Raw genomic sequence first — 20,933 nt, forward strand, 5'->3', positions numbered from 1 at the left:
AGAGGCGTTGTGACACAACCAGCTCATTTATGTATAATATTTTTTAATAAATACACGACCATATACTGTTTTTTTCATTATGAATGCTTTGTGTGGCTGCTTTATATAGATGGCGGCAAATCAGAAAGAGCAACCATACAAAGCGCCTCATACACATAAAAGGCATCGCCTATGGATGAGCAACGTCCTGTTAAAATTAGAGTCCGAGGCTTAAGTAAGGTCTTTGGTAAACAACCTCGAAAAGCATTAGAGCTACGCGACCAGGGTCTTAAGCGTCCAGAAATCCTAGAGCAAACAGGCCAGACACTCGGCCTTTCCAATATATCCTTCGATGTTTATGAAGGTGAGCTCCTCGTCATCATGGGCCTTTCGGGCTCAGGCAAATCGACACTGATCCGCTGTCTTAATCGCCTGATTGACACAACGGAAGGTGAGATCATCATTGATGATGAAAACATCCCCACCCTGAGTGAAAAAGCGTTACTGGAATGCCGACGCCGCCATTTCTCGATGGTCTTCCAAAATTTTGCGCTGTTTCCGCATCGCACGGTGCAAAAAAACGCAGAGTTTGGCTTGGAAATACGCGGTATTGATAAAGCCGAGCGTCATAAAATCGCCCATACCGCCCTTAAACAGGTGGGCCTGGAAGGCTGGGAGAACGCGTATCCCCACCAGCTTTCAGGGGGAATGCAACAGCGCGTTGGTTTGGCCCGCGCACTGGCTAACGATGCCAGCGTACTGCTAATGGATGAAGCATTTTCAGCGCTTGACCCCTTGATTCGTAAGGACATGCAACAGGAACTTTTGCAGCTCCAAACAAAAATGCAAAAGACCACCGTCTTCATTACCCACGATTTGGATGAAGCGCTGAATATCGGTGACCGAATCGTGCTGCTTAAAGATGGCGAAGTAGTTCAAATTGGAACCCCTGAAGAAATTCTGACCCAACCCGCTGATGATTATGTGCGTCGTTTTATCGAAGGGGTCGACCGCTCGCGTATTCTAACGGCCGAGAGCGCCATGCGCCCACTGCGTAGCACCGCGCGTGACAGTGATGGCCCGCGCACGGCTCTTCACCGCATGCGGGACCACGCAATTGACTCTATCTACGTAACTGACCGTGACCGCCGTCTGCTCGGGCTACTGGAAGCCGAGTCCGCGAGTACGGCTATCAAGGAAGGCGCCGAAAAAATCGCCGACTACCTGACTCAGGACTTCCGCAAAGTGTCCCCCGACGAGCCGTTGCAGAACCTGTTCGCCATGTTTAGTGAAAAGAGATTTCCTATTGCCGTGGTAGATGAACAGCAACGCCTACTGGGTGTTGTGGTGAAAGGCGCGGTACTGGATGAATTGGCACGAGCAGGAGAACCGTAATGGACATTCCCCGTATCCCGCTAGGCAGTTGGATCGAAGGTGGCCTCACTTGGCTAACCAGCGAATACTCTGTGGTTACTCGCGGCATTTCACGCTTTACCCAAACCGGGATTAACAGCCTGAATGATGGGCTGATGTGGCTACCGGAGTGGGCACTGCTGGCCATTATTGCCCTGCTTTGCTGGAGGCTTGCGGGCCCGCGCTTGGCACTGGGGGCGGTCCTTGGCTTGGCATTAATCTGGAATATGGGCCTTTGGGAACCCATGATCGAGACGTTAACGCTGGTGGTGATCGCAACCGTCGTTGCCGTTGTCATTGCACTGCCTATCGGCATCACCGCGGCCTTATCGGAACGCCTTTACCGCTTGTTCATGCCGCTGCTGGATTTTATGCAGACCATGCCTGCGTTCGTCTATCTGATACCGGCCATTCCCTTTTTCGGTATTGGTTCTGTGTCCGCTATTTTTGCCACGGTTATCTTTTCCATGCCGCCCGCCATTCGCTTTACGACGCTCGGCATTCGTCAGGTACCAACAGAGCTAATAGAAGCCGCGGATGCTTACGGTGCTACTCGAAGCCAAAAGCTATTTAAAGTGCAGCTACCGCTCTCGTTACCTACCTTGATGGCGGGCATTAACCAAACGATCATGCTAGCGCTTTCCATGGTGGTTATTGCCGCGATGATAGGTGCGGATGGGTTAGGCAGCGAAGTATGGCGTGCTATACAGCGCCTGCGCCCAGGCGACGGCTTTGAAGCAGGTATTGCCGTTGTTATTCTGGCCATGCTGCTGGACCGTTTAACTCAGTCGTTACGCAAGGCCTCTTCTAAGTAGGCTGACTAAGCTACCTAGCAACAACGAGAAGATGAGAAGTAGCTTGACGGGGTGTTAACCCCTTTGACTTGATGAGCTTTATTTTCACGACCATGCTGAATTGCCTAACATGATGGTATGTTAAGGCAAACAATACAAAAGGAAGCAAGTGAATGAAAACACGTATGCTAAATCGTCGTATCCGCTTGGCCTCTGCCGCATTGATTGCAGGTACTGGGTTAGTCGTAGGCAGTGCCGCTCAGGCGCAGGATCAAGGCACCATCAATCTTGCGTATGTTGAATGGTCGTCAGAAGTAGCCTCCACTAACGTCATTGCTGCGGTGCTGGAGCAGGCTGGCTACGAAGTAGACATGACCTCGCTTTCCGCAGCGGCCATGTTCCAGGCACTTTCAACCGGTGACGCCGATGCGATTGTTGCCGCATGGCTGCCAACAACGCACGCTGAGTACATGGAGCGCATTGGTGACCACGTTGAAGACCTGGGCCCCAACCTGGACGGCACCAAACTAGGGCTCGTCGTACCGTCTTATACAGACGTTGACTCGATTGCCGACCTTAATAGCAACGCTGACCTCTTTAACAGTGAGATCATCGGTATAGATCCTGGTGCAGGCCTGATGGGCTTGACGGAACAAGTTGTCGATACCTATGGCATTGAACTTCGCCTGCGCAGTGGCAGCGATGCAACGATGGTGGCATCGCTTAGTAACGCCATTAATAATGAAGAAGATATCGTGATCACCAGTTGGACGCCCCACTGGATGTTTGCACGCTGGGACCTTAAATATCTGGAAGATCCAGAAAACGTGTTTGGTGGCGCTGAGCAAATTCATACCGTTGTACGTAACGGTTTTGCCGATGAAATGCCAGAAGCCTACGCGATTCTTAATGCATTCGAATGGACCCCAGAGCAAATGGGTGAAGTAATGCTGATGAACCAGGAAGACGGAAGCGACCCCTACGAAAACGCCAAGAAATGGGTAGAAGAAAACCAGAATGTGGTTGAGCAATGGCTAAATAGCTAATCGCTATCCATCACTGTGCCGACGTCAGTTGATACTGGGGTCGGCACCTTTGTTTGCACTTGTCGTTCTACAAAAAACAGTTCCAATAAAACAGCAATACAATGCTTGTTAATATATAGTTAAGCAAAACGACACTGCGCGTGTTTTCTAATTAAAACGGAGAGGTACTCGTGGATAAACAAGAGCCCAACAGCTCCCCTAAGGAGCCAAAAGCCTCTGAAGGCATACCCGCTCCAGATGGGGCAGCAAACCTGATCGATACCGACTACGTTATCGGTCAGGACAACATTACGACCAATAAAATGGGCTTTGACCTTGACCTGCACGGCAAGGTATTTAGCATTTCAGCGATTATTGTACTGCTATTCGTGGTCTTGACGCTGGCGCTGCAAGACACCATTGCCCCAGTATACGATGCCATTTTCAACTTCCTAACCGGCAACCTGTCCTGGTTTTTTATCACGGCTGCCAACATATTCGTTATTTTGTGTATTGGTTTGATTGTATCCCCTTTGGGTAAAATACGCCTTGGTGGCGTCGACGCCAAACCGGACTACACCTATATGGGCTGGTTCTCAATGCTGTTTGCCGCGGGCATGGGCATTGGCTTGATGTTCTTTGGCGTGAATGAGCCACTTACCCACTTCGGTACCTCGCTAGATGGCGGCAGTTGGGCACCGCTGGGCGGCGCAGAGGGTGACACGGCGGCGGCCACATCACTTGCCATGGCAGCCACCATTTACCACTGGGGCCTGCACCCTTGGGCGATTTACGCCATTGTGGCACTTTCACTGGCCCTATTCTCTTTCAATAAAGGTTTGCCGCTCTCGATGCGCTCGGTGTTTTACCCCATTTTGGGTGAGCGCGTCTGGGGCTGGCCTGGCCATGTGATCGATATTCTGGCGGTATTTGCATCGTTGTTTGGTTTGGCGACGTCACTAGGCCTAGGTGCTAGCCAGGCAGCTGCGGGGCTTTCTTATTTGTTTGGCGCGCCTGAAGGCGATGTGACGATGATTCTCTTGATCGTCGGCATTACCCTAGTGGCGATTGCGTCCATTGTTGCTGGCGTTGATAAGGGTGTGCAACTGCTCTCCAAGATCAACATCGCTATGGCGGCGTTGCTGCTGTTCTTTGTGATAGCGGTCGGTCCGACCCTATTCATCGCGACGGGCTTCTTTGAAAATCTGTGGAGCTATGCGACTCACTTCACCGCGCTTTCAAACCCGTTCGGCCGTGAAGATGCTAACTTCAGCCAAGGCTGGACAGCCTTCTACTGGGCATGGTGGATCTCCTGGTCTCCGTACGTCGGCATGTTTATCGCCCGCGTATCACGTGGTCGTACGGTTCGAGAATTTTTGATTTCCGTACTTATTATCCCCTCAGTGGTATCGGTACTTTGGATGACGACCTTTGGCGGTACAGCCATTGATCAATATGTGAGCCAAGGTATTAGCTCAGTGCGCGATGCGGGTGTCGACCTTCAGCTGTTCCTGATGTTGGAGCAACTGCCACTGGCGCAAATCACCTCATTCTTGGCGATTTTGCTGGTCATCATTTTCTTTGTAACCTCATCCGACTCAGGCTCACTCGTGATTGATTCCATCACCGCAGGCGGCAAAGTAGATGCCCCAACACCGCAACGCGTGTTTTGGGCGATCATTGAAGGCGCCATTGCGATTGCTCTACTGCTGGGCGGCGGTCTTACGGCGCTACAAACCATGGCCGTTTCCACCGGGTTCCCGTTTACTATCATCCTACTGGTGGCGTGCTACGCGATCGTCAAAGGTTTGATGAGCGAACCAAAAGCAGTGTAATTAATCGGTACGCATGACCAAAACGGGCAGCCCAAGGGCTGCCCGTTTTTTATTAGTACCGTGCTAACACCAGATATTTTTTAAAGGCGTATCTGGCTGATAATGGGTGGCGATTTGTGCCTGGAGAAGCTCTGCCGTTGCCAATGCATCGACCAGCGCATGGTGCCCCTGGTAGGCTGGCAAACCATAGCGGGCACGGCTAGCGTTTAAACGTATTGAAACCGGGGGGCGTCCCAACCATCGGCGAAAACGTGCCCATAACGTTTGTCGATGTATCCTGGCCTCAAGCGACATCGTATCGATCATCGGGAACATCACCCCTTCTCCACGCCGCGCTTTAATCGCCGTATCCAGGAAGGGTCGCTCAATATTGCGAAAGTGGACCACGACCAAATGGCCCGCGAGCGTGCCCAATAGCTCATCCAGCACCACATCCAAATCCGGGGCATCTGCCACCTCGGAATGGGTAATATGATGAAAAGCTATCGAGGATCCAGACAGCGTCCTAGTGGGCTTGACGACCCAATAACGGCGCTCCGCGAGCTTGATACGATCAAGCGTAAACGGCACAACGCCTATACTGACAATGGCATGGCGCCGCTCATCCAAACCGGTGGTTTCCAGATCCAGCGCAACCATCGGTACGTCAGCAATGGGGGTATCACCAGAAGGCAGTGGTGTGGCAAAAAACCGCTGGATAGCAGGGTCTTTTGCATGGCGCTCACGCTGTGCCATATAGTCAGTCCAGTCGGGCTGGATGATGCGGTGACGCGGGCGAATGCCTAGCATGTTACTGCCTCTGCCGTTGAGCGGGCACCGGATAACGGAACTTTAAAAACTTCTGAGCATTGCTAAGCACATGGAAAGCATCTTTCAACGTATGCCGTTCGCTGTCCTCTACATTTTCAGGCTCAATATTGTTATCTGGCTCTCGGTCTTCCTGAATATCGATCATCTGGTGGCGCAACCGCGACATACATAAAAACTCAAACGCATAACTCAGCTTATCGCTGACCCCCGGAGCTAATAACTGTGTATCACTGATATCCTTTAGTCGCTGAAACGAGTTTTGCGCTTTGGAGCCACACGCCAGCGCATGGATGCGGATCAGATCAACCATCGGTGCTGTGCCACGTCGTTTCAGGTTAATTGAATTGTTATGTTTGCCATCCTTTTCCATGACAAAGGTACGAAAGAAGCCAAGCGGCGGCGTGCGGTTCAACGCGTTACGCGCCATTGCCGCTAAAAACAACGGCGACTCAGCGGCTCTACGAGCAATTAGATCCTGTAGCGTTTCAACAAAATGTTCTTCGCCATAGATGCTATCAAGGTCAAAGAAGATCGAACTCTGCAGCAGCTTTTTAGGCGTCGGATTGGAAATCCAATCTTCAAAATAGCTTTTCCAAACGCCCAGCGGCTGACGCCACTCTTGATTGGTGGCCATGATATCGCCTTTGCAGTAAGTGTAACCACAGGCATCCAGCCCATCGCTAACAAACTTGGCCAGCGCATAAAAATAGGCGTCATGCTCTTCAGGGATAAAGTCATCAGACAAAATGAGCGCATTATCCTGGTCAGTCACAATGCTTTGTTCATTGCGTGCCATTGAGCCATTAACCATAAAACAGTAAGGCACCGGCGGTGACCCCAGCTCAGCTTCGGCCAGTTCCAGCAAGCGCCGGAAGAAGCTACGCCCCACCGTTGAAAGCGCGCTGCCCACCATTTGCGAGTTAGCGCCCTCCTGAACCATTCGGACAAAGGACGCTCGAACATCGGGTGCCAGTTTGGCAAGCCCTTGTGTGCTGGACTGATTAAAAATATTGCTGACCAGATAGAGTCCGCTATGCGTTTCATAGCGAATAATATCGGAAAGGTGCACCACGCCAACAGGCCGCTGCCGATACAGCACCGGCAAGTGATGAACATTGTTGCGCAGCATGGTCAGCATGGCCTCATATATCGACGCATCCGACTGTATGGTAATCAAATGAGAAGACGCGACATCGCCAATCGCGGTTTGCGGTGAAAGCCCCTCTGCCACGACCCGGGTTCTAAAGTCACTATCGGTAAAAATACCCACCATTTTCCATTTGACACCCTCGCTGTCTTGAAAACTGTAGCGCGGGCTGCCAGTACATTGGGTGATCACTATGGCCGCCGATGCCTGAGAATCATTAATTTGCTGGGCGGCCTGTTGAAGACTGGTGGTGGATGCCACCATCACAGGATAACGGGTCACCAGTTTACGAATACGCGTGACCATCATATCGTTCGACTTTTTTTGTTGCTCGGCAACCGTTTCAAGCCGGGGCCGTTCAAGCTCTACAAAGTCAGCAAAGTCATCATCCTCTTCACATAAGCGCTGAAAGACATCGTTGGGAATAAAATAGATCAGTGTGTCTTCAATCGCCTGAGCCGGAAAGCGTACTTTGTGATTTCGCAATAAGCTAAAGTGGCCAAAAATATCCCCTTCGCCCAACCGGTTATAAAGCTCGCCCTGGCGGCGATACACCTCAACAGCGCCACTTCTTATAAAGCACAGCTCACTAACGGTGTCATTTAACTCCAAGATATCGCTGCCCGTTTTGAAATAGCTGACCTCAACGCGCTCGGCAATCGCATCAAGCAGCTCATCCGAGAGACCATCAAAAGGAGGAAACTGGCCCATAAACTGGCGTATTTCAAGTAGTTCTACGTCCATGTGATCTCCCAAGACGTGTCTAATAGATAAGCCGAGTTTGGCTCGGTTCATCACTACCGTAAACCCTGGACGCAAAAAAAGCCCGACACCAAGGTGTCGGGCTTTGATGGTGTATCAGCTAGTGATGGCTTAGGACTGGCTTGCCATCTCTTGAACACGCTGCATCATTTCCGGATCTTGCTGGATAGACTGACCGATAGCATTGAAGGTATCGACATCCAAGCCACTGTCTTCAACTACTTCGATCATACGATCGTTAGCTTCGGCGCGAACTTCCTGTTGGGCTGACTCATCTCCTGCTTCCTGCAGACGCTGTGTGTACTCTTGCGAGATCACGGCGATTTCTTGAGAAGCATCGGCGAACTGCTGTAGCTGCTGGTCAGAAAAATCCTGGGCGGGTGCTGCTTGCTGAGTAGCCATGGGATCCTGAGCCGGGTCCTGCGCTTGCTGGGCGTTGGCAGTAGATGCCATTAAGCCAGTGGCGAGCAGGGCAGCAGAGAATAGAGCAGTTATACGTTGCATAGTAAGAAACCTCATTGACGCGGTATGAATGTGGTAGGTGTGACGCAAGGATTCAGCACAGGTTCAATTTTTTAAGTAAGAGAACGTAACAAAATGAAGTGATGATAATAACAACATGCGCACAGAAATATTAAAAAAGCTTATATTCAATTACTTATATAAAAATATGCCGCTAGTATTTTGAACAATATTAGCGAACTTTTATTTATGTAAAGAAGAGCATCAAGGGAAGAAGATGGCTTTAGCTCTTTAATCGCTGCGAACAGCCTTCTATAGCCGTTCCAAGTACCCTACTCCGCCCAGGTTATGCATCTGCTGGCGTACCCATTGGCTACGCCTTTCCACTTGGGCGTCAGGTCGAGAGGCGCTGCGGGTACGTGGGCTGGGAAGGATTGCCGCGAGCAGGCTTGCCTGGCGCTCCGTCATCACTCCGCCGGAGGCGCCGAAATAGTGTTGCGCGGCGGCTTCCAGGCCAAACACGCCGCTATCCCATTCAGCGATATTCAGATACACCTCAAGAATACGCTGTTTGCTCCAGAAAATTTCAATCAACAGCGTGAACCAGGCCTCTAACGCTTTGCGCGTCCAGCTGCGCCCACTCCACAAAAAAATATTTTTGGCTGTTTGCTGACTCAGCGTGCTGGCGCCGCGCAAACGGCCACCATCACGACTGGTCTCCCAAGCACGACGTAACTCAACAAGGTCAAAGCCACGATGTAGAGGGAAGCGCTGATCTTCAGCAGCAATCACCGCCAACTTGGCGTTGCTGGATAAATTGTCCCAGCTTCGCCACTGATGCTGAATGCGTATAGGCTCGCTGTTTACCCAGCTCTGTATTTTGCGCTCCACCATGATCATGGAGCCTGGCAAGGGCACAAAACGAAACAGGATGACCAGTGCCACAGAAAGAAGCACAAAAACCAGCACGCCGCGCCACACAAGACGCCATAGCTGACGAAGAAAGCGGCTCAGCGTACGTTTAAGCATCGTTATCCTTAAGATTTCATAAGATGTTCCGCATGATAACGTAGATGCTCCTCAATGAACGAGGCAATAAAGAAGTAACTATGGTCGTAACCCGGCTGACGACGCAGCGTCAGCGGGTGATCATGCGCTTCACATACGGCTTCAAGCCGCTCGGGCTTGAGCTGCTCTTCTAAAAACTGGTCCGCCTCGCCCTGGTCAATAAACAGCCGTTGACGCGAGGCACCATTAGCGACCAGTTCACAGGCATCGTACTGACGCCAGGTTGACTGATCCTCACCCAAATAGCTGGTAAACGCCTTTTGCCCCCAAGGGCAGTTCATCGGGTTCACAATTGGCGAGAATGCTGACACCGAGCTAAAACGACCTGGATGACGCAACGCTAAAATTAATGCCCCGTGGCCGCCCATCGAGTGACCACTAATCGACTCACGCCCGTTTACCGGGAAGTGCTGGCGTACAACGGAAGGCAACTCTTCAACGATATAGTCGTACATTCGATAGTGTGGCTTCCACGGCGCTTGGGTCGCGTTGACATAAAAGCCGGCCCCCGAGCCAAGGTCATAACTATCGTGCTCGCCTGGTAGGTCCGTGCCACGTGGGCTGGTATCCGGACAAACAATGGCAATCCCAAGCTCTGCCGCTATCCGCTGGGCACCCGCCTTCTGCATGAAGTTTTCATCGTTGCAGGTAAGCCCGGACAACCACCATAAAAGCGGTACACGCTCGCTTTCGGCTTGAGGCGGTAGGTACACCGCAAATTCCATATCGCAATCCAGCGCCCGTGAGTAATGGCGGTAGCGTTTGTGCCAGCCACCAAAACTGCGATTGGCAGACACCAGTTCCAGGGTTTCACTCATGCTCATGGGGCAGGCTCCTTGAGAAAAGAGAAGCGCGGCAGTGCTGCCTGCCGCGCTTTATCAGTAAATTAGCGATGGTCGATTGGCGATAGCACTCGGTCATTCAAACGTGAATGCATAACCAGCAATACAGACCGGGTAATACAGACTTAGTAATGCAGAACGGTGCGGATGCTCTTGCCCGCATGCAGCAGTTCAAACGCTTCGTTGATTTTCTCAAATGGCATATCGTGAGTAATGAAATCATCAATATTGATTTCACCGTTCATGTAACGCTCAACGTATCCTGGCAGTTCACTGCGGCCTTTAACACCACCAAACGCAGAGCCTTTCCAAACGCGCCCGGTCACCAGTTGGAACGGACGTGTGGAAATCTCCTCCCCCGCACCGGCGACGCCAATCACGATCGATTCGCCCCAGCCTTTGTGGCAGCACTCAAGCGCTGAGCGCATCACATTGACGTTACCGATACACTCAAACGAATAGTCCACGCCACCATCGGTCAAATCAACAATAACCTGCTGAATGGAGTCGCTGTAATCCTTGGGGTTTACAAAGTCAGTCGCGCCAAACTGCTTGGCCAGCTCAAACTTATCCGCATTAACATCAATGGCGATAATTCGACCCGCTTTCGCCATGACCGCGCCCTGGATCACCGCCAGGCCAATCGCACCCAAACCAAATACTGCGACGGTAGCGCCGGGCTCTACTTTTGCAGTGTTGAGTACCGCGCCAATACCGGTAGTCACGCCACAGCCCAGCAAGCAGATTTTATCCATCGGGGCTTCTTTGGAAACGACCGCTAACGAAACTTCAGGAAGTACGGTGTACTCGCTGAACGTGGACGTTCCCATGTAGTGGTGCAGCATCTTGCCATCCAGCGAGAAGCGCGAGGTGCCGTCGGGCATGACGCCTTTACCCTGAGTGGCACGCACGCTGCCGCACAGGTTGGTTTTACCTGACAGACAGAATTTGCACTTGCCACACTCAGCAGTATATAGCGGAATAACATGGTCGCCAGGCTTGAGGCTGGTCACCCCTTCACCCACTTCCTGAACGACACCAGCGCCTTCATGACCCAGCACTGAGGGGAAGAGTCCTTCCGGGTCAGCCCCCGACAACGTATAAGCATCGGTATGACAAACGCTAGTAGCCGCCATTTTTACCAACACTTCTCCCGCTTTCGGGCCTTCCACATCAATTTCAACCAGCTCAAGCGGTTTACCCGCCTCTAACGCAACGGCAGCACGTGATTTCATAGTGTCACTCCTTAAGACAGTGGCGTAGTAAGTCGCCAGAACAGATAACGTATTGCTTCAATAGCGACAGTGTAAGGTAGCTAGAGGTACTAGAAAAAGCGGGATATACTCATAACATTGTTGCCATTGAGCAACAATCACCCACAACGGAAGAGCCTCTATGCAGCGCTGGGATCGTGTCGAAGCCTTTATTGAAGTGGTCAGACTGGGCACATTTTCTGCGGCCGCAAACCATCTAAAAGTATCAACCTCGCATATTAGCCGTTTGGTGAGCCAACTTGAAAACCAGCTCGGCATTCAGCTTCTGTACCGCACAACGCGTCAAATACGCTTAACGGATGCAGGCGCTCTGTATATGGAGCATTGTCAGCACCTGTTTGATGGATTGAAAGATGCCGAACAGGCGCTTAGCGAACTGCAAGCCAAGCCTCGGGGCCTGCTTAAGCTGACATCAGCTACTACCTTTGGCGAGCGTTATATCGCGCCGCTGGTTAATGACTTTCAATGCCTACATCCTGACCTTGAAGTGTACATGCATTTTACCAACCGACCCGTTGAACTCATTGAGGAAGGCTTTGATATCGCCATTCGCATGGGCGTATTAAAGGATTCAAGCTTAATCGCTAGGCGCCTGTGCAACCGGCGAGAATATGTTGTCGGCTCCCAGGATTACTTTCGCCAGACACCGCCTCCTCACACGCTGGCGGAACTTGGCCAACATCGTTGTCTGGTAGGTTCACGGCCTAATTGGTTGTTTGATACCAACGGCCAACGCCGCGAAGTACGCGTAGAAAGCTGCTGGACTGGTAACTCCGGCCCCGCCCTGCTGGATGCCGCGCTTAAGGGACTGGGCCTTGCCCAACTGCCCGACTATTACGTAGCACCTTACCTTGCAAGTGGCGAACTCATCGCCGTACTGGAGCCCTTTCAGCATCATGATACGGCGGTCTGGGCGGTTTACCCCCGCCACCGCCACTTGTCCCCCAAGATTCGTCAATTGGTCGATTATCTGGTGGCTAATATCGCTCAGGTATTGCCTAACACTCAATCGCATTAACGGCGACACCGCCTTTGGATATTTCTTTATACATCGGCCAACCCGGCAACCGCCATGGCACAAGCGGAACCCATCTCTTTAGCGCTAACTTTCTCATTTATTGATGACGGCGCAGCGCTATAGCCCATTCGTCGAAAAATTATTCACAAGTGTAGCGTGCGAGCACATAAAGGTGACGATATAATAAACATTCACAATTGAATGTTTCTGTCAGCAACACCGTGACTATCGACCCTCAAGGATAAGGCATGCCACTCCCTCCACCTAACTGGCCTATTGATTTTCGCATTACGCTACTACGGGCCACTCTCTATGTGCTGTTTATTGGCGGCATTGCGCAAGGCGCTTATTTGGAAGCACTGTATTTGCCGTCAGTACGCTTTACTGAGCTTGGTTTTACCGAGTTTACCCAAACGCTCGCACTAGCCAGCTGTTGCGGGTTGTTGCTCTATATCCGCGAGGTACTCAAGGTATGGCCAAATGTCACTCTACTTATGCTTGCTTTTGTTGCAGCCTCGCTAGTCCGCGAGCAGGATTATTTTCTTGATGAGTTTGTGGCAGATAATAGTTGGAAGGTCGTCGTTACATTAATCGTACTGCCCTCGATTGGCTGGGCAGTGTATCAACGTCGACGTTTTATCGCTGAGTTTGCTCACTACAGCAACACCTTTTCGTTTGGCCTGTTTGCGGGCGGCGTGCTGACTACCTATATTTTCTCGCGCCTTTATGGGCGCCAGATTTTTTGGCGTGCCGTGCTTGAAGATAACTATGTGCGCATCTTTAAAGATGTCGCTGAAGAAGTGATCGAGCTTTTAGGCTATAGCCTGATTCTGTTTGCCATTATCGAGCTTCTACTTCTTGCTCTACGCATCCGCAAAGCGCATAGCACCACCCGTTAACTCTGCTGCACTCGGATCAAGGGTGGCATTATCGCCACCCCAGTTACCGCCGCATGGTGGTGGAGAAAAGAATACTGCGCAGCATGTCCAGGAAAGGAAACTGTCTGGACAATGCCCCCATGGAGAGCTTTTTCGGCACCCTGAAAGCGGAGTACTTCCACCTGAACCGGTTCGACACGATTGAGGAGCTAACGCGAGGCATTGCCTATATCCACTACTATAATCACCAGCGGATCAAGCAGAAACTAAAAGGCCTGAGCCCCGTACAATACAGGACTCAGGCCATGACCACCGGTTAGAGAAACCAACCGTCCAACTATTGGGGGTCAGTTCAAAACGGCGGGCTTTTTTACGCTGGACACTAGTGCCTGAGCACTAACTTAGACTGATTTACTCGTCCAGGAACGAGCGTAGCGGCTCAGAGCGGCTAGGGTGGCGAAGCTTGCGCAGCGCCTTGGCCTCAATCTGACGAATCCGTTCACGGGTTACGTCAAACTGCTTGCCCACTTCTTCAAGCGTGTGGTCGGTATTCATATCAATACCGAACCGCATGCGCAGTACCTTGGCTTCACGTGCAGTGAGACCACCCAGTACGTTACGCGTCGCTTCAATCAAGCCTTCGCCGGTGGCCATATCGATAGGCAGCAGCATGGTGCCGTCCTCGATAAAGTCGCCCAGATGCGAGTCATCATCATCACCAATCGGCGTCTCCATGGAGATAGGCTCTTTGGCAATTTTGAGCACCTTACGTACTTTGTCTTCCGGCATTTCAAGACGTTCGCCCAGCTCTTCCGGGGTCGGCTCGCGGCCCATTTCCTGCAGCATTTGGCGCGACACGCGGTTAAGCTTGTTGATCGTCTCGATCATGTGAACCGGAATACGAATCGTCCGCGCCTGATCGGCAATCGAGCGGGTAATCGCCTGACGAATCCACCAGGTAGCATAAGTAGAGAACTTATAACCCCGACGGTATTCGAACTTATCCACTGCCTTCATCAAGCCGATGTTGCCTTCCTGGATCAAATCCAAGAACTGCAGACCTCGGTTGGTATACTTCTTGGCAATCGAGATTACCAGGCGCAGGTTGGCCTCAACCATCTCTTTCTTGGCGCGGCGCGCTTTCGCCTCACCAATCGACAGCTTGCGGTTCACCTCTTTCAAATCCGCCACGGTGAGCTGCACCATGTCTTCTTCGAAAGCAATTTTACGCTGCGAACGGGCGATATCAGAACGTAACGGCTCAAGACGGTCAGCGTATTTAGGCTGCGCTTCCTGGAAAGCATCCAACCACTTGGGGTTAGATTCGCTACCTGGGAACGATTTGATAAACGTCTTGCGCGGTACCTTGGCTTTTTTAACACAAAGCTGCATGACCGCTTTTTCCTGGGCACGCACTTGCTCAACACTAATACGTACCTGACCTACCAGGCGTTCAAAGTGTTTCGGCACCAGTTTGATCGGCGAGAACAATTCGGCAAGACGAGCCTGCTCAGCTTTCAACTCGGCGCTGCCGCGACCGTGCTTGGTAAGCGCCGCTCCAGCTAACGCATTTTGCTCGCGAATTTGCTCAAAACGCGCCCGCGCCTCTTCGGGGTCCGGGCCGCCTTCGCTGGCGTTGGAATCTTCGTCATCCTCCTCGCCATCGCCGTCGCCGTCTTCGTCGCTTAAGTCGGTGGCTACCTCAGGTTCAGGCACATCCGCTTCGGCAACGCCAGGTATACCTTCATCGGGGTCGATAAACCCTGAGAAAAGATCCGACAGACGGCCAGGCGCTTCTTCATCCTGAGTAGCGTCATAAGCATCCAGAATGGAGGCGACAGCCCCTGGCAAGTAGGCCAGTGCCGACATGACTTCACGTGTACCCTCTTCGATCCGCTTGGCAATTTCGATTTCGCCTTCACGGGTCAAGAGTTCTACTGTGCCCATTTCACGCATGTACATGCGTACTGGGTCGGTGGTGCGACCCACGTCGCTTTCCACGGCAGCGAGTGCCGCAACGGCCTCTTCCGCAGCGGACTCGTCCGTGGAGTGATCCGACATCATCAAAGTGTCTTCATCAGGCGCTTCTTCAGCGACACGGATACCCATGTCGTTGATCATGCCAATGATGTCTTCCACTTGATCCGGGTCGGCGATATCCTCGGGTAGATGGTCGTTGACCTCGGCATACGTCAGGTAACCCTGCTCTTTGCCGCGCGCGATCAACTCCTTCAGACGTGACTGCTGCTGCGCATTTCCAGCCATAGAAACCCTATCTCGACGAAGAAGAATGAAACACCTGGAGCGCTGAATCGATTAAACTCAACAAGCCGAACAGTATAGCGTAAATAGCTGTATTTTTTCCAGCGAAACGTATTTGCGCGGTCATTCAGGTGTGTTAGGTTGTTCGGTTAGGCCAGCACTTGGTGACTGGCCCTATATCTGGTGTTGGTGAGGGGAAAATTCAACCCCCCTCTCTCCGAACACCGGTCAAAATCGCTGAGCCAACTCTACTACCAAGCCGGCCAAGCGCTGACGCTGCTGTTTATCCAATTTCTGCCCAGCGCGTTCCTGAGCCAACAACGCTTCGTACTCTTCCTGGGGCGAGCGCTTACGTTGCTTCTGCTGCAAATGCTCAACTAACCCCATTAACTCTGCTTCTCGTGCTGCCTTGGGGATCAATAACTCCCGCGCGGCAAACTCTGCCAGCACCGCGCCCTGTGGCGTACCCTGAAAATGCGCCAGCACGACCTGCGGACTGCGATAGCGTCCGGCCTGCAAGAGCACAATCAAATCGCGACAGAGCGGCACATCCTCATCATCAGGCAACCACTCCAGATTATCCGGCAAGGCTGACACTACGCTCGGCTCGTGCAGCAGAAGCTGCACGATGCGCCCAACGGGCGTAAGCACCCGGCTGCGCGCACGCGACTTAGCTCTAGTAGAGCCCGCCTTTACAGAACCCGTCTGCCAGGAGTCCGCTTGAGCAAAACCCGCCTGCTCCGCGCTATCTTCGACAACAGGTTCAGCAGCTTCCCAATACGCTTGCCCCTTGGGTGCCGCTGTGCGCTTATCCAACAGCGCTTGCAGCTGCTGTTGTGCCAAGCCACTACGCTTGGCAAGCGCTTCAAGCAGTAACGATTTGAGCATGCCATCAGGCACTTTGTTCAACGCTTCAAGCACCTGGTTTGCAAATCGCTCGCGCCCCTCCACCGTGTTTAAATCACGGCCTTGGGCCGCCTGCTCAAACAAAAACTCCGACAGCGGCATCGCACAGGTAACACGATCCTTAAACGCCTCGGTGCCTTCACGGCGCACCAGCGTATCCGGGTCATCGCCTTCTGGCAGAAATAGAAAACGCGCCTCACGGCCATCAATCATCAACGGCAGCGCGGTTTCCAGTGCTCGGCTGGCGGCCTGGCGGCCAGCGCGGTCGCCGTCAAAGCAGAACACCACTCGGCTGACCAAACGAAACAGACGGCTTAGATGATCTTCGGTCGTCGCGGTTCCCAGCGTAGCCACAGCGTTATGGATGCCGTACTGCGCAAGCGCCACAACGTCCATATAGCCTTCTACCATCACCAGCTGCTCAAGCTTGCTGGATGCCTGGCGCGCCTCATAAAGCCCATAAAGCTCGCGACCTTTATGAAACACTGGTGTTTCTGGTGAGTTGAGGTATTTGGGCTGCTCATCGCCCATCACTCGCCCACCAAATGCAATCGTCCGTCCTCGTAAATCTCGGATCGGAAACATCACCCGATCCCGAAAACGATCGTAAGTACGCCCCGTATCTTCACGATGAATCAACAGGCCATACTCAATCTGGACAGGTTCTGATATCTCCCGCTCACCAAGGTGCTGCTTGAGCGCTTCCCAACCGCCAGGCGCGTAACCTATGCCGTAGGCACTGATCACCTCAGCAGAAAGCCCCCGGTTTTCCAGATATTGCTGGGCGCCTTGCCCCTCATGCATTTTAAGCCGCTCGCGATAAAAGCTTGCCGCAAGCTCAAGCAGGTTAACGCCCTCTTTGCGCTTTCTTTCACGCTGGTGTGCACGCGGGTCGTCAGCGCCTTCGCGCGGCACGTCAAGACCCAGCCGCCCGGCCAAATGCTCCACCGCTTCAGGAAACGGCAATTTGTCGTATTCCATCAAGAAGCGTAGTGCATTCCCATGCACGCCACAGCCAAAGCAGTGATAAAACTGTTTATCAGCACTTACCGTGAACGAAGGCGTTTTTTCCTGATGAAAAGGGCAAAGACCCGAGTAGTTCCGGCCAGCTTTTTTAAGCTGCACACGCTCACCAACCACTTCCACCACGTCAACGCGGCTGAGCAAATCGTCAATAAAACGCTGGGGAATCTGGCCTGCCATTTACAACGGCACCCTCGCGCATGTGCGCTAAACGCTTGCTTAACGTCATCTGGCAGACTGCCCAATCACCTTAAACAGCGTAGAAAACTGAAAAACAAACGGCCACCTAGTGGCGGCCGCTTGGCATCCCTCTTGAGACAACCAGCTAACCGCTCTGGCTCTCTCGGGTACGGATCAATAGAGCCGTTCGAAACGCTTTTGCTCACGCTGCACTTTCTTGGCGTGGCGTTTTACGGCAGCTGCCGCTTTGCGTTTACGCTCAGCAGTCGGCTTCTCATAGTGCTCGCGGCGGCGTACTTCAGAAAGAACACCGGCTTTTTCGCAAGAACGCTTGAAGCGACGCAGGGCGACGTCAAACGGCTCGTTATCACGTACTTTTACAGAAGGCATTAAGCACTCACCTACCTTAAGGAGTCTTGAGTTCGAAAGTACGTACACCATCACCGCATGATTGCGAAGAACATAGCGTACGACCCAGTTTTTACAGCGCACGATAGTTTAGTCGTGGTTGGCAATGATTGCAAACTGGCGCCCATGGCATTGTGTAATCAATGCCACCTTTATGGGCGTTAGACATGTTAAAATTCTGTCCTTATGCAATCTGTTAGCCCTCTGTAGAGATTTCCTATGCGTGTGCTTGGCATCGAAACTTCCTGCGACGAAACCGGCGTTGCTCTTTATGACACCTCCCGCTCAGGGGGCGATGGCCTGCTGGCCGATGCGCTGTATAGCCAAATTGCCATGCACGCCGAGTATGGCGGCGTGGTGCCCGAGCTTGCCTCACGAGACCACACGCGCAAGCTGCTCCCTTTGATTGAGCAGGTGTTAAGTGATGCCAGGCTAACAAGAGACGATTTAGAGGGTATTGCCTATACCGCAGGCCCAGGGTTGGTAGGCGCGCTCATGGTGGGTGCCAGCACGGCCCACGGTATGGCCCGTGCACTAGGCATTCCGGTATTGGGCGTGCACCACATGGAAGGTCATCTACTCGCTCCCATGCTGGAAGACGATGCGCCAGCGTTTCCTTTTGTGGCCCTACTGGTATCTGGCGGTCATACCCAGTTGGTGGAAGTCCAAGGACTTGGAAGCTATCAGCTATTGGGTGAATCCGTTGATGATGCGGCCGGTGAGGCGTTTGATAAAGCCGCTAAAATGCTCGGCCTTGCTTATCCCGGCGGCCCTTTGGTGGCCAAGCTTGCCGAACAGGGCGACCCCAAACGGTTTCGTTTTCCACGTCCGATGACCGACCGGCCGGGGCTTAATTTCAGTTTCTCAGGGTTAAAAACGCATACCTTAACGGCCATACGTCAGCTGGAAGCGGCTGGCGAGCTTGACGAGCAGGCGCGCGCTGATGTGGCCCGCGCCTTTGAAGAAGCCGTTGTCGATACACTGGTCATCAAATGCCGACGGGCGCTGGACCAAACGGGGTTAAAACGGCTGGTGGTGGCTGGCGGGGTGAGTGCCAATCACCGGTTGCGTGAGCGCTTGGCGCTTGAGTGTCAAAAGCGTCAGGCAAAGGCCTACTATCCTCGCGGCCGGTTCTGCACGGATAACGGCGCCATGATCGCGTATGTGGGCGCGCAGCGCCTGGCCGCTGGCGAACAGGACAAGGATGGCGTTATGCAGGCTACGCCGCGCTGGCCGCTTGATCAGTTGACGCCTCCCAACGCCGAATAATTAGCGACGCCCCAGGCGCGGCTCATCGCCGCGTCTTAATCTGCGAATATTAAGCCCATGACGCAGCAGTACCAGTAGGCTCAAGCCGCCCACTACGCCCACATAAGCAGGCGCCAGCCAGATACAGGCAAGCGGCGCCACCAGCGCGCTTAACAAGGAAGCCATTGCCGCGGTTTTTAAGCGCCACGCCAGCAAGGTCCACACCCCCGCGCTCACCAGCGCAACGCCCGGGGCCAGCACCAGCAGCACGCCCAACGCGCTGGCGACGGCCTTTCCGCCACGAAAGCCATACCATACCGGGTAGCTATGCCCCAGTAATACCGCCAGCCCAATCAGCCCCTGCCAACTGACCGGTAACGCCATTAATTTACTGGCAAGCACGACGGGTACGCCTTTTAACGCATCCAGGAAAAGCGTGGCGCCCGCCAGGCGCGGCCCATAAAGGCGTAACACGTTAGAAAAACCGGGATTACCGGAGCCACAGCGACGAGGATCGCCCACTCCCGCTATCCGGCAAACACTAATCGCCGCCAGCCAACTGCCGCTTAAATAGCCGAACACTAACCACGCCATGGCGCCTTTTCCGTCCTACTGTCGTTTCGTTTCATCCTAACGTACAATCGCCCGCTTGTTGTCGCCGAGGAAGAGCTTGTGGACCGCATTTTGATCGAAGCACTCAAGGTAGACACCGTGATTGGTGTTTACGATTGGGAGCGCACCATTCAACAGTCGCTTAGCCTGGACTTAACCCTGGCGACCGATATTCGCCCGGCTGCTGCCACTGACGATTTAAGCTTAACGCTAGACTATGCGGCTATCTGCCAGCGTATCCAGCGATTCGCTGACACGCATCAATTCGCTCTGGTGGAGACCTTCGCGGAACGCTTGGCTGACTGCCTGCGCAGCGAGTTTTCCATTACCTGGTTACGCTTGCGGGTGCGTAAACCCGGCGCGGTACCGCAAGCGGCGAGTGTAGGCCTTGAAATTACACGTGGCGAGCTGCCGGAGGCCACAAGGATATAATCTCATGAGCCTGGTTACCGTCAGTTTAGGCAGCAATATTGATCCTGTGCGTCATATCCGCCTGTGTCTCGATGCACTTTTCGATACCTTTGGGCCTTTAAACGTCTCGCGCGTTTTTGAAAGCGAGCCGGTTGGTTTTAGCGATACCCGTAATTTTTACAACCTGGTCGTGGCCTTCGAAAGTAACTGGTCGCCGGGTGAATTACAGGCATGGGCCAAGGCTTTGGAGATTCTTCATGGCCGTAAGCAGGGCTTGGCCAAATACAGCCCTAAAGCGCTGGATATCGACCTGCTAACGGTGGGTAGCCTGCGTGGCGTTGTTGAAGGTGTTGCACTGCCCCGTGCAGAGATTACCGAAAGCGCATTCGTGTTACAGCCCTTGGCGGAGCTGCTACCTAACGAACGGCATCCGGCTTGTAACACGCCTTACGCCGCACTTTGGAATAATTTTTCGTTGGGGAATCAGCGGCTTTGGGCGGTAGATTTCACCTGGGGCAGCGCTTGGATATCGCATGCGGAGTCTGCGCCTTGTAAGTCCCAGGCTCGCTAATCATC

At 52.9% G+C, this 20,933-nt stretch carries 19 protein-coding genes and 1 pseudogene; 10 read left to right on the forward strand and 10 right to left on the reverse strand.

What is annotated here, in order from left to right:
* The first annotated feature begins 171 nt into the window (after positions 1–171).
* The 4 genes from CZ787_RS00200 (at position 172) to CZ787_RS00215 (ending at position 5,046) form a co-directional block, all read left to right on the forward strand.
* The gene (locus CZ787_RS00200) at positions 172–1,374 is read left to right on the forward strand and encodes a quaternary amine ABC transporter ATP-binding protein (RefSeq protein WP_087105321.1); all 1,203 of its coding nucleotides are present in this window, start codon (positions 172–174) and stop codon (positions 1,372–1,374) included.
* Positions 1,374–2,207 carry an ABC transporter permease gene (locus CZ787_RS00205; RefSeq protein ID WP_087105322.1) on the forward strand — a complete coding sequence of 278 codons (834 nt, stop codon included), beginning with the start codon at positions 1,374–1,376 and terminating at the stop codon, positions 2,205–2,207. Before CZ787_RS00200 ends, CZ787_RS00205 begins: the two co-directional genes overlap by 1 nt.
* A gap of 152 nt (positions 2,208–2,359) precedes the next feature.
* The gene (locus tag CZ787_RS00210; protein ID WP_087105323.1) at positions 2,360–3,232 is read left to right on the forward strand and encodes a glycine betaine ABC transporter substrate-binding protein; all 873 of its coding nucleotides are present in this window, start codon (positions 2,360–2,362) and stop codon (positions 3,230–3,232) included.
* Between the two features lie 170 nt (positions 3,233–3,402).
* Entirely contained in the window at positions 3,403–5,046 is a 1,644-nt protein-coding gene (locus tag CZ787_RS00215; RefSeq protein ID WP_087105324.1) for a BCCT family transporter, read from the forward strand.
* A gap of 63 nt (positions 5,047–5,109) precedes the next feature.
* Here CZ787_RS00215 and CZ787_RS00220 read toward each other — a convergent pair whose 3' ends face one another.
* The 6 genes from CZ787_RS00220 to CZ787_RS00245 all read right to left on the reverse strand — a co-directional run bounded on the left by CZ787_RS00220 (position 5,110) and on the right by CZ787_RS00245 (position 11,372).
* Positions 5,110–5,835, reverse strand: coding sequence for a 3'-5' exonuclease (locus CZ787_RS00220; protein WP_087105325.1), 726 nt, complete (start codon positions 5,833–5,835; stop codon positions 5,110–5,112).
* 1 nt (position 5,836) lies between these two features.
* On the reverse strand, positions 5,837–7,747 hold the full coding sequence (locus tag CZ787_RS00225; RefSeq protein WP_087105326.1) for a DUF294 nucleotidyltransferase-like domain-containing protein: 1,911 nt from the start codon (positions 7,745–7,747) through the stop codon (positions 5,837–5,839).
* Between the two features lie 129 nt (positions 7,748–7,876).
* Complete coding sequence (locus tag CZ787_RS00230) at positions 7,877–8,269, reverse strand: DUF4168 domain-containing protein (RefSeq protein WP_087105327.1); 393 nt, start codon at positions 8,267–8,269, stop codon at positions 7,877–7,879.
* 270 nt (positions 8,270–8,539) lie between these two features.
* Positions 8,540–9,256, reverse strand: coding sequence for a monofunctional biosynthetic peptidoglycan transglycosylase (gene mtgA, locus CZ787_RS00235; protein ID WP_087105328.1), 717 nt, complete (start codon positions 9,254–9,256; stop codon positions 8,540–8,542).
* An 8-nt stretch (positions 9,257–9,264) separates the two neighbouring features.
* The gene (fghA, locus tag CZ787_RS00240) at positions 9,265–10,119 is read right to left on the reverse strand and encodes an S-formylglutathione hydrolase (RefSeq protein ID WP_087105329.1); all 855 of its coding nucleotides are present in this window, start codon (positions 10,117–10,119) and stop codon (positions 9,265–9,267) included.
* 143 nt (positions 10,120–10,262) lie between these two features.
* The gene (locus CZ787_RS00245) at positions 10,263–11,372 is read right to left on the reverse strand and encodes an S-(hydroxymethyl)glutathione dehydrogenase/class III alcohol dehydrogenase (RefSeq protein WP_018916457.1); all 1,110 of its coding nucleotides are present in this window, start codon (positions 11,370–11,372) and stop codon (positions 10,263–10,265) included.
* A gap of 160 nt (positions 11,373–11,532) precedes the next feature.
* Between CZ787_RS00245 and CZ787_RS00250 the strand changes: the two genes are divergently transcribed.
* The 3 genes and pseudogenes from CZ787_RS00250 to CZ787_RS00260 form a co-directional block, all read left to right on the forward strand.
* Positions 11,533–12,429, forward strand: a complete 897-nt coding sequence (locus CZ787_RS00250) for a LysR family transcriptional regulator (RefSeq protein ID WP_087105330.1) — start codon at positions 11,533–11,535, stop codon at positions 12,427–12,429.
* A 248-nt stretch (positions 12,430–12,677) separates the two neighbouring features.
* Positions 12,678–13,328, forward strand: coding sequence for a hypothetical protein (locus tag CZ787_RS00255; protein WP_087105331.1), 651 nt, complete (start codon positions 12,678–12,680; stop codon positions 13,326–13,328).
* A gap of 2 nt (positions 13,329–13,330) precedes the next feature.
* Positions 13,331–13,627, forward strand: a pseudogene (locus CZ787_RS00260) (IS3 family transposase); the annotation flags it as partial.
* A gap of 91 nt (positions 13,628–13,718) precedes the next feature.
* Here CZ787_RS00260 and rpoD read toward each other — a convergent pair.
* The 3 genes from rpoD to rpsU form a co-directional block, all read right to left on the reverse strand.
* Positions 13,719–15,572, reverse strand: a complete 1,854-nt coding sequence (rpoD, locus tag CZ787_RS00265; protein WP_087105332.1) for an RNA polymerase sigma factor RpoD — start codon at positions 15,570–15,572, stop codon at positions 13,719–13,721.
* A 225-nt stretch (positions 15,573–15,797) separates the two neighbouring features.
* Complete coding sequence (dnaG, locus tag CZ787_RS00270; protein ID WP_087105333.1) at positions 15,798–17,678, reverse strand: DNA primase; 1,881 nt, start codon at positions 17,676–17,678, stop codon at positions 15,798–15,800.
* 174 nt (positions 17,679–17,852) lie between these two features.
* On the reverse strand, positions 17,853–18,068 hold the full coding sequence (gene rpsU / locus CZ787_RS00275) for a 30S ribosomal protein S21 (protein ID WP_008956349.1): 216 nt from the start codon (positions 18,066–18,068) through the stop codon (positions 17,853–17,855).
* Between the two features lie 237 nt (positions 18,069–18,305).
* On the opposite strand from rpsU, the gene tsaD reads away from it, so the two are divergent.
* A complete protein-coding gene (gene tsaD / locus CZ787_RS00280; RefSeq protein WP_087105334.1) occupies positions 18,306–19,355 on the forward strand; it encodes a tRNA (adenosine(37)-N6)-threonylcarbamoyltransferase complex transferase subunit TsaD in 1,050 nt (349 codons plus the stop codon).
* On the opposite strand, the gene plsY is transcribed toward tsaD, so the two are convergent.
* A complete protein-coding gene (gene plsY, locus CZ787_RS00285; protein ID WP_087105335.1) occupies positions 19,356–19,928 on the reverse strand; it encodes a glycerol-3-phosphate 1-O-acyltransferase PlsY in 573 nt (190 codons plus the stop codon).
* Between the two features lie 78 nt (positions 19,929–20,006).
* On the opposite strand from plsY, the gene folB reads away from it, so the two are divergent.
* The gene (folB, locus tag CZ787_RS00290; protein WP_087105336.1) at positions 20,007–20,378 is read left to right on the forward strand and encodes a dihydroneopterin aldolase; all 372 of its coding nucleotides are present in this window, start codon (positions 20,007–20,009) and stop codon (positions 20,376–20,378) included.
* Between the two features lie 4 nt (positions 20,379–20,382).
* Positions 20,383–20,928 (forward strand): 2-amino-4-hydroxy-6-hydroxymethyldihydropteridine diphosphokinase, encoded by a 546-nt coding sequence (gene folK / locus CZ787_RS00295; protein ID WP_087105337.1) that lies wholly within the window; start codon positions 20,383–20,385, stop codon positions 20,926–20,928.
* The last annotated feature ends 5 nt before the right edge of the window (positions 20,929–20,933 follow it).

Origin of the sequence: Halomonas citrativorans, from assembly GCF_900163645.1 — a bacterium.
Classification (GTDB): Bacteria; Pseudomonadota; Gammaproteobacteria; order Pseudomonadales; family Halomonadaceae; genus Vreelandella; species Vreelandella citrativorans.

Bases quoted from the DNA above. Each gene is read 5' to 3' on its own strand.
- CZ787_RS00205 (WP_087105322.1), top strand. From the start codon at position 1,374: ATGGACATTCCCCGTATCCCGCTAGGCAGTTGGATCGAAGGTGGCCTC.
- CZ787_RS00200 (WP_087105321.1), top strand. From the start codon at position 172: ATGGATGAGCAACGTCCTGTTAAAATTAGAGTCCGAGGCTTAAGTAAG.
- plsY (WP_087105335.1), bottom strand. From the start codon at position 19,928: ATGGCGTGGTTAGTGTTCGGCTATTTAAGCGGCAGTTGGCTGGCGGCG.
- folK (WP_087105337.1), top strand. From the start codon at position 20,383: ATGAGCCTGGTTACCGTCAGTTTAGGCAGCAATATTGATCCTGTGCGT.
- rpsU (WP_008956349.1), bottom strand. From the start codon at position 18,068: ATGCCTTCTGTAAAAGTACGTGATAACGAGCCGTTTGACGTCGCCCTG.
- CZ787_RS00220 (WP_087105325.1), bottom strand. From the start codon at position 5,835: ATGCTAGGCATTCGCCCGCGTCACCGCATCATCCAGCCCGACTGGACT.
- CZ787_RS00225 (WP_087105326.1), bottom strand. From the start codon at position 7,747: ATGGACGTAGAACTACTTGAAATACGCCAGTTTATGGGCCAGTTTCCT.
- rpoD (WP_087105332.1), bottom strand. From the start codon at position 15,572: ATGGCTGGAAATGCGCAGCAGCAGTCACGTCTGAAGGAGTTGATCGCG.
- fghA (WP_087105329.1), bottom strand. From the start codon at position 10,119: ATGAGCATGAGTGAAACCCTGGAACTGGTGTCTGCCAATCGCAGTTTT.
- CZ787_RS00250 (WP_087105330.1), top strand. From the start codon at position 11,533: ATGCAGCGCTGGGATCGTGTCGAAGCCTTTATTGAAGTGGTCAGACTG.
- mtgA (WP_087105328.1), bottom strand. From the start codon at position 9,256: ATGCTTAAACGTACGCTGAGCCGCTTTCTTCGTCAGCTATGGCGTCTT.
- CZ787_RS00245 (WP_018916457.1), bottom strand. From the start codon at position 11,372: ATGAAATCACGTGCTGCCGTTGCGTTAGAGGCGGGTAAACCGCTTGAG.
- CZ787_RS00210 (WP_087105323.1), top strand. From the start codon at position 2,360: ATGAAAACACGTATGCTAAATCGTCGTATCCGCTTGGCCTCTGCCGCA.
- tsaD (WP_087105334.1), top strand. From the start codon at position 18,306: ATGCGTGTGCTTGGCATCGAAACTTCCTGCGACGAAACCGGCGTTGCT.
- CZ787_RS00255 (WP_087105331.1), top strand. From the start codon at position 12,678: ATGCCACTCCCTCCACCTAACTGGCCTATTGATTTTCGCATTACGCTA.
- CZ787_RS00230 (WP_087105327.1), bottom strand. From the start codon at position 8,269: ATGCAACGTATAACTGCTCTATTCTCTGCTGCCCTGCTCGCCACTGGC.
- dnaG (WP_087105333.1), bottom strand. From the start codon at position 17,678: ATGGCAGGCCAGATTCCCCAGCGTTTTATTGACGATTTGCTCAGCCGC.